The sequence below is a fragment of the Pseudomonas sp. R25(2017) genome, from assembly GCF_002112565.1.
GTDB lineage: Bacteria > Pseudomonadota > Gammaproteobacteria > Pseudomonadales > Pseudomonadaceae > Aquipseudomonas > Aquipseudomonas ekonensis.
Genome location: NZ_NEHZ01000031.1, coordinates 1 through 12149, shown reverse-complemented (window position 1 = coordinate 12149; position 12149 = coordinate 1). Strand labels below are relative to the sequence as shown.

Sequence of the window (12149 nt, the reverse complement as noted above, 5' to 3'; positions counted from 1 at the left end):
GATTCTCGACAAAGCCTTGGGAGCAATCCGCGTGCCACAAAAAATTGGTTTGTTTCTCAAGCACTTGCCGCAACGACTTGAAGAACCGGGGAATATTCCCCACCCGTTTCCCCGGTTTTCCGGGCCTCGCCCGTTGCCCCGAAGTTGGGGAAAGGCCGGTGCGCCGGCCTACAGCGGCGCATCGTCTGCCAGCCCCTGAAGACGCCGGTACTGACGCAGGACGCTGGGCACGTAACGCTGGGTCTCGGCGAACGGCGGGATCACCCGGCCGCGACTGAGCACCGCGTCGGGCCCCGCGTTGTACGCGGCCACGGCGAGGGCGATGTCGTTGTCGAACAGGGTCATCAGGCGCTTGAGGTAACGGGCGCCGCCCTGGATGTTGGCCTTGGGGTCGTAGACATCCTTCACCCCCAGCTCCCGCGCGGTGTCGGGCATCAACTGCATCAGCCCCCCCGCGCCCTTGGGCGAGGTGGCGCCGGGGTTGTAGTTCGATTCGGCGTTGATCACCGCGTGCAGCAACGCTTCGGGCAGGTGATTGGCCGTGGCCGCCGCCGACACCAGTTCCGCGTAGGGCTGGGCGGCGATCATCTGCGGCTGCCGGTCGGCGCCGGCCAGCGTGTTGCCGGGTTCGTGGATCACCCGCTCGTAGGTGCGGCCGGGGCGGTGGACGTTGGACAGCACGTAGCTGCCCTTGGCATCCACGGAGACGAACACATCGGCGCGTGCGACTGCAGTCAGGAACAGGCCGCCGAGCAGTCCTGCGGCGAGCAATCCGGTGGCGAACGGTTTCATGGTGGGCCTCCCCGGAGCGGCGCTGAAAATTGGGGGAAATGCCCCACTCACCGGTCCTGGAACCGTCTTACGCAAGCACTGTGCCGACTTGCGCAAGGCCCGTGGCGCAAGCCCCGGCCAAAGTTCCGGGGCAAAGTTCCGGGGCTGAGCACGGCTATTGCATAAGCCTGGGGCAAGCCCTCGCAGCGACCCGGCTGCCCGCCCACGGAGGTCATCATGAAACGTTGTTTGCGTTCGTCACCGCGTGCCCAGCACGGCTTCACCCTGCTTGAACTGCTGGTGGTGCTGGTGGTGCTCGGCCTGCTGGCCGGGATCGTCGCGCCCAAGTACTTCGCCCAATTGGGCCGCTCCGAAGTGAAGGTCGCCAAGGCGCAGATCGAAGGCCTCGGCAAGGCGCTGGACCTGTACCGGCTGGAGGTCGGTCACTACCCCTCCACCGAACAAGGATTGCAGGCGCTGGTGACCGCCCCGAGCGACGAAGCGAAGTGGACCGGCCCGTACATCCAGAAAAAACTGCCGCTGGATCCGTGGGGCCGCGCCTACACCTACCGCTACCCCGGCGAAAACGCCGAGTATGACCTGCTGTCCATGGGCAAGGACGGACAGCCCGGCGGCGACGGCGAAAACGCCGAAGTCACCAACTGGCAATAAGTGGAGCGCGAACCATGCGTTTTCATCTGAAGGCGGTGGGCAAGGCCGGAGTGGTGTCGCTGAGCGTCGAGGCGCCGGGCCAGAGCGAAGCGCGGCGCATCGCCGAGGACCAGGGCCTGCGGGTGGTCAGCCTGCACGCCGAGCGGCACTGGCGGTCGTTGCGCCTGAGCCAGCGCGAGACGTTCAACCTGGTGCTGTTCAGCCAGGAGCTGACCACCCTGCTCAACGCCGGCCTGCCGCTGATCGACGCGCTGGAAAGCCTGGCGGAGAAAGAGACCGCCCCCGCCGCGCGCAAGACCCTCAGCGAGCTGGTGCGCCTGCTGTACGAAGGCAAATCCTTCTCCCAGGCGCTGGGCCAGTTGTCGGCGGTATTCCCGCCGCTGTACGTGGCGCTGGTGCAGTCCAGCGAGAAGACCGGCGCGGTGGGCGACGCGCTGGGCCGCTACGTCAGCTACCGCCAGCGCATGGACGAGGTGCGGCAGAAGATCGTCAGCGCCTCGATCTACCCGTTGCTGCTGCTGGTGGTGGGCGGCGGCGTGGTGCTGTTCCTGATGGGCTACGTGGTGCCGCGCTTCAGCCTGGTGTTCGAAGGGTTGGGCTCGAACCTGCCGTGGCTGTCGCAGATCCTGATGGGCAGCGGGATGTTCCTGCATGCGCACCAGGGCGAATTCTTCGGTGCCTTGGCGGCGCTGGTCGTGGCGCTTGCGCTGCTGCAGAAGCAGCCGGCGTTCCGCCGGGCGCTGGATCGGTGGGTGGAGCGGTTGCCTGCCGTGCACCAGCGGATCGTCATGTATGAACTGGCGCGGTTCTACCGTTCGCTTGGGATTCTGCTGCAAGGCGGGATCCCGCTGGTGACCGCCATGGGCATGGTGCGCGGCCTGCTCACCGTGGCCTCGCGCACGCGGCTGGATCAGGCCTGCGAGCGGGTGCGCGAGGGCCAGTCGCTGTCCGCCGCGCTGGAGCTCAACCGCCTGGTGACGCCCGTGTCCCTGCGCCTGCTGCGTGCCGGGGAGCAGTCCGGCAACCTGGGCCAGATGATGGAACGCAGCGCCGATTTCTACGACGAGGAGATCAGCCGCTGGATCGAATGGTTCGTGCGCCTGTTCGAACCGCTGCTCATGACGTTCATCGGCCTGCTGATCGGCGTGATCGTGATCCTGATGTACATCCCGATCTTCGAGCTGGCCTCAAGCATCCACTGACCCCGGGAACGGGTCGGACTGACGCGACAACGCACATCCACGTTCCCAACCCAGACCCACAAGACGGAGAACGATATGCACATTCAAAAGCTCATGCTCGCCATGGCCATCGGCGCGGTTCTGTCGGCCTCCACCGTATTGATCCCGGACAGCGTGTCCGGGGTGGCCAGCGTTCAGGCCAAGGACGGGGGAAGCGGTGGTGGAGGTGGTGGAGGTGGTGGCGGCGGTGGCGGTGGAAACGGCGGCAATGGCGGTGGCGGCAATGGCGGCGGAAACGGTGGCGGCCATGGCGGAAGCGGCGGCAGCGGCAACGGCGGCAGTCATGGCGGCAGCGGCAGTGGCGGCAACAGTGGCCACAGCGGCAGCGACCATGGCTCCGGCCACTCGGGCGACTCCGCCTCCTCCGGCCGCAGCGGCACCCACGCCGAACCCGGCGACGATCACGGCGTGCACCGCGCCGGTGAAGTGGGCGATGACCATGGCGTGCACCGCGCTGGCGAAGTCGGCGATGACCATGGTGTGCATCGTGCCGGTGAAGTGGGCGATGACCATGGTGTGCATCGTGCCGGTGAAGTGGGCGATGACCATGGCCTGCATGCTGCCGGAGAGCCCGGCGATGACCGTGGCGTCCACGTCGGCGGCGAACCCGGCGACGACAAACGCGCCAACTGAGCCGGCTTGACCATCGCCATCGCGGGCAAGCCCGCTCCCACAGAGTGCGCGGGGTGCATGCAGAATCTGCAGCCACCACAAAAACCTGTGGGAGCTTGCCTGCAAGCGATGAGGCCAGCCCATCCAACATCACCGGTGCCTGACCCGCCGCCATCGCTGGCAAGCCAGCTCCCACAGGTTACGAGTCGCTCTCAAATACGAGGTTGAACCCAAACACTGTGGGAGCTGGCTTGCCAGCGATGAGGCCGGCCCATCCAGCATCACCGCTCGCTCACAGCACGCAATGCGCCGGATCCAGCCGCTCGCGCAGGAACTCGATCAGCGCCTGCACCGGCCGCGATGTCTGGCGGTGCTGCGGGTACACCGCCGACAGCGTCAGCGGCTCGGGCCGGAACTCGTCCAGCACCGGCACCAGCCGCCCGTCCTTCAGCGCCGAGCCCACGATGAACGTCGGCAGATACGTGATCCCCATCCCCGCCACCGCCGCGTCCCGCAGCAATTCACCGTTGTTGACCCGCATCCGCCCCGCCACATTCACCAGCAGCGGCTTGCCCGGCCCCGCGTTGAACCGCCACTGCACCGAACGGCCATGGCCGTACGGCAGGCAATCGTGGCCATGCAGGTCTTCGGGCTTGAGCGGCGTGCCGCGTTCGGCCAGGTAGGTTGGGCTGGCGCAGTACACCCGCTCGATGGCCGCGATGCGCCGGGCGATCAGGGTGGAGTCCTCCAGCACGCCGATGCGCAGCGCCAGGTCGTAGCCCTCGCCCAGCAGGTCCACCGGTCGGTCGCTCAGGTCCACCTCCACCGTGACCTCCCGGTAGCGCTGCAGGAACTGCGGCAGCAAGCACCCCAGATGCGCCACGGCAAACGACAGCGGCGCGCTGAGGCGAAGGGTGCCGCGCGGTTCGGCGGTCTGCCCGGCGATGCCTTGCTCGACCTGTTCCACTTCGCCAAGCAGGCGCAGCGCCGATTCGTAGTAGCTTTGCCCCAGCGGCGTGACGTCCAGGCGCCGGGTCGAGCGGTTGAGCAGGCGCACGCCCAGGCGCTCCTCCAGCTGCATCAGCCGGCGGCTGACGAACTGCTTGGACAGGCCCAACTGATCGGCCGCCGCCGTGAAACTGCCGGAATCCATGACCTGGCAAAAGATACGCATGTCTTCAAAGGGGTTCATTGTCACTCCATGGTGGACAGTCAAACGCTTTATAGCCGCTTTTTCACTTACTGGCACTTCAATAATCTGTGTCCACGGTGTTGCTGAGGCCCGAACCCAGCGCCGCAGCAGCCCGATCCCACTACAGAAAACGCCAACGATTGAAAAAGGAATTGACCATGAGCCTCAAGCACACCCTCACCGCCTCCCTCCTCGCCCTGTCCATCGGCAACGCGTTCGCCGCCGGCAGCCCCGGTGTCGAGCACAACACCCAGGCGTTCCTCGACGCCCTCGCCGCCGGCGGCGGCAAGCCGCTGGAGCAACTGAGCCCCAAAGACGCCCGCGCGGTGCTGACCGGCGCCCAGGCGTCGGTGAAGGTCGACCTGTCCGGCGTTGAAGTCAGCGACAAGGCAATCAAGGCCGACGGCCAGACGATCAACCTGAAGGTGGTGCGCCCGGCCCAGGCCAAAGGCGATTTGCCGGTGTTCATGTTCTTCCACGGCGGCGGTTGGGTGCTGGGCGACTTCCCGACCCACCAGCGCCTGATCCGCGACCTGGTGGTCGGCTCCGGTGCCGTCGCGGTGTACGTCGACTACACGCCGTCGCCGGAAGCCCACTACCCGACCGCGATCAACCAAGCCTACGCCGCCACGAAATGGGTGGCCGAGCACGGCCGGGAGATCGGCGTGGACGGCAAGCGCCTGGCGGTGGCCGGCAACAGCGTCGGCGGCAACATGGCGGCGGTGGTCGCTTTGAAGGCCAAGGAACAGAACACCCCGGCCCTGCGCTTCCAACTGCTGATGTGGCCGGTGACCGATGCCGGGTTCGATAACGGCTCGTACCGCCAGTTCGCAGAAGGCCACTTCCTGACCAAGGGCATGATGCAGTGGTTCTGGGACAACTACACCACCAACCCGGCCGAGCGTGCGCAGATCCATGCCTCGCCGCTCAACGCCAGCGCCGACCAGCTCAAGGGCCTGCCCGCCGCGCTGGTGCAGACCGCCGAATTCGACGTGCTGCGCGACGAAGGCGAAGGCTACGCCCGTCACCTGGATGCGGCCGGCGTGCCGGTGACGTCGGTGCGCTACAACGGGATGATCCACGACTTCGGCCTGCTCAACCCGCTGAGCCAGATCCCGGAAGTCAAGGCGGCGGTGCGCCAGGCTGCGGCGGAACTCAAGACCCACCTGAACTGACAGCCTTTCACCACGCAAAAAAATGCCCGCCAATGGCGGGCATTTTCGTTGCCGCTTACTTCGAGGTGAACTTGGTGTAGCTGTTGATCAGGTTGCGGTAGTTCGGCAGGCGCTCGGACAGCAGGTTGGCCAGGCCCTCCATGTCGTTGCGCCAGTCGCCCTGCAGCTCGCAGGCCACGGCGAACCAGTTCAGCAGGTGCGCGCCGGCGGCCGACATGCGTGCCCAGGCGGCCTGTTGCACGGTTTCGTTGAAGGTGCCGGAAGCGTCGGTCACCACGAACACTTCGAAGCCTTCAGCGATGGCCGACAGGGTCGGGAACGCCACGCACACGTCGGTCACCACGCCGGCGATGATCAGTTGCTTGCGGCCGGTGGCCTTGATCGCCTTGACGAAGTCTTCGTTGTCCCAGGCGTTGATCTGGCCAGGACGGGCGATGAACGGCGCGTCCGGGAACTGCGCCTTGAGCTCCGGCACGATCGGGCCGTTCGGGCCGCTGTCGAAGCTGGTGGTGAGGATGGTCGGCAGCTTGAAGAACTTGGCGATGTCGCCCAGGGCCAGCACGTTGTTCTTGAACTCGTTGGGCGAGAAATCCTGCACCAGCGAGATCAGGCCGGTCTGGTGGTCAACCAGCAGCACAACGGCATCGTCTTTGTTCAGGCGTTTGTAGGGAACGTTGCTCATGTGAAACTCCTCGGTGGATGGTTGTTGCGGGCAGCGCCGGTCCTGCGGGCCGACGCCGGGTTGTCAGGGTCAGAACGCGAAGCAGGAACAGCCGAACGCGCCCCAGAAGCCGGCGAAGTCGCTGACCGGCACGTTGGACATTCGCGCCTTCTCATGGCTGTGGGTGTGCACGGCGCACGGGCCGCTGCACTGGTGCACCTGCGCCTGCAACGGCGCGTTCGGGCGCCAGTGGCCGGGGACCTTCGCCACCGGCGACCAGTCCGGCAGCACCGGCAGGCCGGCAGGACCGAGCGTGTCGAAATCGCCGGCGCCGTAGACGATCTTGCCGCCGACCACGGTCAGCACCGATTCGATCCACTTGATGGCCTCTTCCTCGACGCTGAAGAAGTCCGCGCTCAAGGCCGTCAGATCCGCCAGTTGCCCGACCTTGATCCGGCCCTTCTTGCCTTGCTCGGAGGAGAACCAGGCGCTGCCGTGGGTGAACAGTTCCAGCGCGGTCTCGCGGGGCAAGCCCTCTTCGTACAGCGCCAGCCCGCCGACGGTGCGGCCGCTGACCATCCAGTACAGCGAGGTCCACGGGTTGTAGCTCGACACCCGCGTCGCGTCGGTGCCGGCGCCCACCGGAACGCCTTCGGCCAGCATGCGCTTGATCGGCGGCGTGGATTCGGCGGCCTGCTTGCCGTAGCGGTCGACGAAGTATTCGCCCTGGAACGCCATGCGGTCCTGGATCGCGATGCCGCCGCCCAGCGCCCTCACCCGCTCGATGTTCTGCGGGGTGATGGTTTCGGCATGGTCGAAGAACCACGGCAGACCGTTGAACGGGATGTCGCGGTTGACCTTCTCGAACACGTCCAGCATGCGGCTGATGGATTCGTTGTAGGTGGCGTGCAGGCGGAACGGCCAGCGCTGCTCGACCAGGTGGCGCACCACCGGCTCCAGTTCCTGCTCCATGGTCTGCGGCAGGTCCGGGCGCGGTTCGAGGAAGTCTTCGAAGTCCGCCGCCGAGAACACCAGCATCTCGCCGGCGCCGTTGTGCCGCAAAAAGTCATCGCCCTGGTGCAGCTTGACGCTGCCGGTCCAGTTCTTGAAGTCGGTGAGCTCTTCCTTCGGCTTCTGGGTGAACAGGTTGTAGGCGATGCGCACGGTCAGTTGACCGTCCTTGGCCAGTTGCTCGATCACCTGATAGTCGTCGGGGTAGTTCTGGAAGCCGCCGCCGGCGTCGATGGCGCTGGTCAGGCCCAGGCGGTTGAGCTCGCGCATGAACTGACGGGTCGAGTTGACCTGGTACTCCAGCGGCAGCTTCGGCCCCTTGGCCAGGGTCGAGTACAGGATCATCGCGTTGGGCCGCGCCACCAGCATGCCGGTCGGGTTGCCGTTGGCGTCGCGCACGATCTCGCCGCCCGGCGGGTTCGGCGTGTCACGGGTGTAGCCGGCCACACGCAACGCGGCGCGGTTGAGCAGCGCACGGTCGTACAGGTGCAGCACGAACACCGGGGTGTCCGGGGCGGCCTGGTTGAGTTCTTCGAGGGTCGGCATGCGCTTTTCGGCGAACTGGAATTCGTTCCAGCCGCCCACCACCCGCACCCATTGCGGCGTCGGCGTGCGGTCGGCCTGCTCCTTGAGCATGCGCAGCGCATCGGCCAGGGACGGCACGCCTTCCCAGCGCAGTTCGAGGTTGTAGTTCAGGCCGCCGCGGATCAGGTGCAGGTGCGAGTCGTTGAGGCCGGGAATCACGCAGCGGCCCTTCAGGTCCACCACTTGGGTGCCCGCGCCTTTGTGCGCCATGGCTTGGGCATCGGTGCCGACGGCGACGAAGCGCCCGTCCTTGATCGCCACGGCGCTGGCCCGTGGGTTTTCCCGGTCTACGGTATGAAATTGGCCATTGAACAGAATCAGATCGGCGTTCATCGCAGTTCCTTCGACATAAGTGAAACGGATCGGAACCCGCCCGCCTCAGCGCGGCGGGTTGGCGTTGGATTCGTGGTGCCCGTGAGCCCGGCCGGCTTCCAGCCACGGCGCGAACAGGCGCGTGGCGCGGGGCATGCACACGTACACCACCGACAGCACGATGGTCAGGGTGATCAGGAAGGTCGCCACCACGTAGTTGGAGAGAAAGGCGTTGAGCTTGAGCAACGGCCCCCAGATCAGCGGCACCAGCAAGGTGTGCGGCAGAATCACCAACAGCGTCACCACCGCCTGCTTCCAGCGCGGCGGCGGCGAAGCGGCGTCGGTCAGCGGCGCGAACCAGAACTCGTTGACCGGGTTGACCTCGGTCTGGTCGCCGTCGGCCAGCATCGGCGCGGCCTCCTCCACCAGCGCCTGGCGCTGGGGCGAATCGAGCCAGCGCTGCATCGCTTCGGTGGAGCAATAGCGCAGCACGCAGGTGAACAGCGCAAGCCCCCCTTGGCGGCTGCGCATCACGTCCACGCCCAGGTGGCCTTCCTCGCGGCCCGCCACGCTGACGATGTTGCGCAGCCAGGCCTCATAGGGCTGTTCGAAACCGGCCTTGACCCGATGCTTGATGATCAGGGTCACCACTTCATCGGTGCCCGGTTTCTTGGTGGATTGGGTTTCAGGCATAACGGAGCACTCCGGACAAACGGGCACCGAACGCCAGCCGCCCGGGACCGGCGATCAGCACCGTGGAAAAGAGGATCAGCAGCAGCCAGCCGAACTGCCCCTCGGCCACACTCCATTGCGGGTGCACCAGCAGCAGCGCCACCAGCAGCACAAACAGAATAGGCAAGCAGGCCAATCGCGCCAGGACACCGGCGACGATCAGCAGCGGGCAGAGGACTTCGGCGAAGATCGCCAGCAGCAACGTGAGGTGGGGGCCGAGCCGGAACGGGTCTTCGATCAGTTGCAACTGCTCGCTGAAGTGCAGCAGCTTGGGCAAGCCGTGCACCCACAGCAGGAACAGCCCGCCGGCCGTCCGCAGGAACAGCAAGCCGAGGCTTTGCGCCTGTTCATCCCGTTGCGAAGCGTTCATGGCACAGCCCTTGATCAATCATTGGGCTGGATGATGAACCGCCGGGATGAAGAAAAATTGAATGGACGTGCTCTCTTGGCCCACCGCATCTGTGTTGCGCACACAGCCCTGTAGGAGCCAGCCTGCTGGCGATGGCGGCGTGTCAGCCGGCATCACATTCGACTGACCCACTGCTATCGCCAGCAGGCTGGCTCCCACAGGTTTTTGCGTCTGGTCAAAGGGCCGCGTCGGCCTTCAGCTCCAGGCTGTCCAGCACCCGGTTCACCGCCAGTTCGCCGAGCATGATCAGTTGCGCGATGCCCTGCGCCGTGTGCCGGTGCTGGCCGTCCAGCAGCCCCGCAAAGTTGTTGGCCATAACCTTGGCCGAAGTCAGGGTCTCGCAGGCGTCGGCCAGCAGTTCCTCGTTGTCGGCGGCGGGGGCGATGGCGTAGAGCTTGCTGATCTTGAGCGCGGGTTCAGGGACGAACATCGGGTTGAGGTAATGGTCGAGGGCGCGCTCGGCGGCTTCGTTGAGCTTGCGCGAGTCGGGGGATTCGTAGGGGGACGTGGGGTCGGTTTCGGGTGGGTTGGGGGTGGGTTTGAACATGGCATGCGCTCCGTGATTGATTGAGCCGCCACAACCCATCGCTAAACAAGTAAAGGTGGCGGCTGTACGCAGGTTAGCGATCCGGGTCACAGAAACCCCGGGTAGACCCGAAGGTCTCCCGCGCACAGCCACCATTACGCAAATGCAGGCAGTTGACTGCATATGAGACAGGGCATTGTTGCGTCTGTGGGGAGTCGGATCGCTAAACCCGATCACTGATTCGTCAGTGACCGGCAAACAATAAAACCAGCCCCTAAGGCACACAAGCCAGCGGATTCTGGCGTAGCTGTAGGCAATGGCGCAAGGTGGCGTGGGGTGGTGGAAGTGGTTTTAAACGGAAGTAAACGAAGTGGCTGAAAAATGAAGTGCATAGCCATTTCGATTGAAATGGGGACGTATAAATAAATCCGTCCCCATTTTTTCAGCATAGACATGGCAAAAGTTACTGCTGCTGCGGAGCTTGCAAGGGTTTTAAGCGCACGGCTCATTCAGAGTTTACGGAGTGGGTAGCAATCCCCACATTTGTGCTGTGTTGTTACCGGAAGTGCAAGCAGAAGCCTCCGAGCGCCACAGAAATTGGGGGTACATTATCGGTGCGAATTCATAGCACCACCCATCAAACACAACCAAAGGGCCGAGCGCTACTCCGTCTCTATATGTTATGTGCGTGGGGAAGTAACGCTCATAAGGTGGTTGGTATCGTTTGGCAAAGCTCAATGCATGTGCTTGTGTGATGCGAACCCAACCGAGTGAAGCCCAAAGGGTTGCCGTGTTACCAGCCAGCGTCGTGTCACGCGTCACAAGGCGATACACATTCGAAACTGTAACGCTGTATTCACGAGTCTGACCCGATGCGTCCCGCACGCTAATGACCGTGCGACCATTTTGGAGCCCTTCTACCTTGCCAGTATTACTCACCTTTGCAATTGCGGGATTCGCCGAGCTGTAGGTGTAGGGCGGAATCCCCGTCTTCGGCGTGCGAGTGGAAGTATTTCCCGGGAAATCGTACGCAGGATTGACCTCCCAGCCCGTAGGCGTAACTAGCGCGAACCCATTCAATGTCATAGGCGATGGGTCGATGGACATCGGACTTGTCACCGTCAGCAGCCGCACATTCGAATAAGTCGCCGTACTGTGATACAGCGACTTGGCGTACAGCCGCCGCGCCCCCACCGGCACGCTGATCTTGAGCTCCCAGCGCCCGGTTGTGGCGTCAGCGGTGGCCTTGCCCTTGGACACAGCCGTCGAGCCGTTGCCGTCGTAGACCTCGACCTGCAAGCCTTTGCTGGCGGTGCCCTTGAGGGTCAGCGTGGTGCTGACGGTGTAGGTGCCTTCCGGCACCTCGACGTTGTTGGCGTCCAGCACGTTGGTCAGCGTCGGCACCACCAACGGCACCGCCTTCACCGTATACACCCGATCCGCAAACACCACCGCATTGGCCGCCACGTTGCTCTTGTCCAGCGCTGCCTTGAACTTCAGGGTCAACTGGCTGCCGTCGGCCAGCGCCTTGAAGTAGCTGTTGGCCACGCTCCGGTTCCAGTATTTCTGCTGGAACCACGTGGCGTTGACGTAGGAAGCGCCGCCGTTCCACACCGTCAGGTCATGCGCCGCGCCGTCGGCCTTGCGCCCGAGCAGGCTCATCCACACCTGCTGGCCCGTGGCGATCAGCGCCCAGTCCTGTGCGCGGATCGTCACGTCCTTGCTGCCCAGCGCCGCCAGGTCCAGCACGTTGCCCGCGTCGGCGTCGGTGATGACCGGCGAGTTCAGCGCCGTCGCCGGCAAGGTGCCGACCTTCAGGCTCAGCGGCGGCGAGTCGAACACCTTGCCGCCGCGCTCGATCCTGTAGGTCACGGTGACGGTCTTGCCCAGGGCGAAGGCCAGCACCGTGGGCGGCAGGGCGATGCTGTAGCCGCTCTGGCTGATCGGTTTGGCCTCGGTGGTGTGGGAACCTTCGGCGTGGCTGCCCGGCGCGCCCTGCCAGGTGACGCTGAGGAGGTCGGCGGGCTGCAGGCCTTCGGCGGGGATGACGGCGGTCAGCGCGTCCTTGGCCTTCACCGGCTGCAGGGTCTGGCCGTCGGCCTCGGCCTGCTGGATGCGCGGCGGCTGCAGCTGCAGCGCCACGCCGATCACGAACCCCAGCGGATTGGAATAGCTCACCTTGCCCGTCTCGGCCCGCCGGATGCTGTAGCTCGCCGTCAGCGTCTCCCCGCGCCGGGCCTCGAAGTGCTG

General features: G+C 65.1%; 12 protein-coding genes. 4 read left to right on the top strand and 8 right to left on the bottom strand.

The window, feature by feature from the left end; genetic code table 11:
- Window positions 1-168: 168 nt before the first annotated feature.
- A complete protein-coding gene (locus CAG31_RS27290; RefSeq protein WP_085586853.1) occupies window positions 169-792 on the bottom strand; it encodes a lytic transglycosylase domain-containing protein in 624 nt (207 codons plus the stop codon).
- Between the two features lie 216 nt (window positions 793-1008).
- Here CAG31_RS27290 and gspG point away from each other — a divergent pair, with 216 nt between their 5' ends.
- The 3 genes from gspG to CAG31_RS28815 all read left to right on the top strand — a co-directional run bounded on the left by gspG (window position 1009) and on the right by CAG31_RS28815 (window position 3317).
- Complete coding sequence (gspG, locus tag CAG31_RS27285) at window positions 1009-1443, top strand: type II secretion system major pseudopilin GspG (protein WP_085586852.1); 435 nt, start codon at window positions 1009-1011, stop codon at window positions 1441-1443.
- A gap of 14 nt (window positions 1444-1457) precedes the next feature.
- On the top strand, window positions 1458-2645 hold the full coding sequence (locus CAG31_RS27280) for a type II secretion system F family protein (RefSeq protein ID WP_085586851.1): 1188 nt from the start codon (window positions 1458-1460) through the stop codon (window positions 2643-2645).
- 75 nt (window positions 2646-2720) lie between these two features.
- Complete coding sequence (locus CAG31_RS28815; RefSeq protein WP_085586850.1) at window positions 2721-3317, top strand: hypothetical protein; 597 nt, start codon at window positions 2721-2723, stop codon at window positions 3315-3317.
- Window positions 3318-3588: 271 nt separating this feature from the next.
- On the opposite strand, the gene CAG31_RS27270 is transcribed toward CAG31_RS28815, so the two are convergent.
- Window positions 3589-4488, bottom strand: a complete 900-nt coding sequence (locus CAG31_RS27270; RefSeq protein WP_085586849.1) for a LysR family transcriptional regulator — start codon at window positions 4486-4488, stop codon at window positions 3589-3591.
- Between the two features lie 158 nt (window positions 4489-4646).
- On the opposite strand from CAG31_RS27270, the gene CAG31_RS27265 reads away from it, so the two are divergent.
- On the top strand, window positions 4647-5663 hold the full coding sequence (locus tag CAG31_RS27265; RefSeq protein WP_085586848.1) for an alpha/beta hydrolase: 1017 nt from the start codon (window positions 4647-4649) through the stop codon (window positions 5661-5663).
- Window positions 5664-5718: 55 nt separating this feature from the next.
- Here CAG31_RS27265 and ycaC read toward each other — a convergent pair whose 3' ends face one another.
- The 6 genes from ycaC to CAG31_RS27235 all read right to left on the bottom strand — a co-directional run.
- Window positions 5719-6345 carry an isochorismate family cysteine hydrolase YcaC gene (gene ycaC, locus CAG31_RS27260; protein WP_085586847.1) on the bottom strand — a complete coding sequence of 209 codons (627 nt, stop codon included), beginning with the start codon at window positions 6343-6345 and terminating at the stop codon, window positions 5719-5721.
- A gap of 69 nt (window positions 6346-6414) precedes the next feature.
- Window positions 6415-8253, bottom strand: a complete 1839-nt coding sequence (locus CAG31_RS27255) for an amidohydrolase (RefSeq protein ID WP_085586846.1) — start codon at window positions 8251-8253, stop codon at window positions 6415-6417.
- Window positions 8254-8298: 45 nt separating this feature from the next.
- Window positions 8299-8925 (bottom strand): antibiotic biosynthesis monooxygenase, encoded by a 627-nt coding sequence (locus CAG31_RS27250; RefSeq protein ID WP_085586845.1) that lies wholly within the window; start codon window positions 8923-8925, stop codon window positions 8299-8301.
- Window positions 8918-9334 (bottom strand): DoxX family protein, encoded by a 417-nt coding sequence (locus CAG31_RS27245; RefSeq protein WP_085586844.1) that lies wholly within the window; start codon window positions 9332-9334, stop codon window positions 8918-8920. The genes CAG31_RS27250 and CAG31_RS27245 overlap by 8 nt, the downstream gene beginning before the upstream one ends.
- 214 nt (window positions 9335-9548) lie before the next feature.
- Window positions 9549-9920 carry a DUF6124 family protein gene (locus CAG31_RS27240; RefSeq protein WP_085586843.1) on the bottom strand — a complete coding sequence of 124 codons (372 nt, stop codon included), beginning with the start codon at window positions 9918-9920 and terminating at the stop codon, window positions 9549-9551.
- Between the two features lie 495 nt (window positions 9921-10415).
- A partial coding sequence (locus CAG31_RS27235; RefSeq protein ID WP_085586842.1) for an Ig-like domain-containing protein occupies window positions 10416-12149 on the bottom strand: 1734 nt, incomplete at its 5' end.

Coding starts and splice junctions, on each gene's coding strand:
- CAG31_RS27250 (WP_085586845.1), bottom strand. CDS start 8,925: ATGCCTGAAACCCAATCCACCAAGAAACCGGGCACCGATGAAGTGGTG.
- CAG31_RS27270 (WP_085586849.1), bottom strand. CDS start 4,488: ATGAACCCCTTTGAAGACATGCGTATCTTTTGCCAGGTCATGGATTCC.
- ycaC (WP_085586847.1), bottom strand. CDS start 6,345: ATGAGCAACGTTCCCTACAAACGCCTGAACAAAGACGATGCCGTTGTG.
- CAG31_RS27280 (WP_085586851.1), top strand. CDS start 1,458: ATGCGTTTTCATCTGAAGGCGGTGGGCAAGGCCGGAGTGGTGTCGCTG.
- CAG31_RS27240 (WP_085586843.1), bottom strand. CDS start 9,920: ATGTTCAAACCCACCCCCAACCCACCCGAAACCGACCCCACGTCCCCC.
- gspG (WP_085586852.1), top strand. CDS start 1,009: ATGAAACGTTGTTTGCGTTCGTCACCGCGTGCCCAGCACGGCTTCACC.
- CAG31_RS28815 (WP_085586850.1), top strand. CDS start 2,721: ATGCACATTCAAAAGCTCATGCTCGCCATGGCCATCGGCGCGGTTCTG.
- CAG31_RS27245 (WP_085586844.1), bottom strand. CDS start 9,334: ATGAACGCTTCGCAACGGGATGAACAGGCGCAAAGCCTCGGCTTGCTG.
- CAG31_RS27290 (WP_085586853.1), bottom strand. CDS start 792: ATGAAACCGTTCGCCACCGGATTGCTCGCCGCAGGACTGCTCGGCGGC.
- CAG31_RS27255 (WP_085586846.1), bottom strand. CDS start 8,253: ATGAACGCCGATCTGATTCTGTTCAATGGCCAATTTCATACCGTAGAC.
- CAG31_RS27265 (WP_085586848.1), top strand. CDS start 4,647: ATGAGCCTCAAGCACACCCTCACCGCCTCCCTCCTCGCCCTGTCCATC.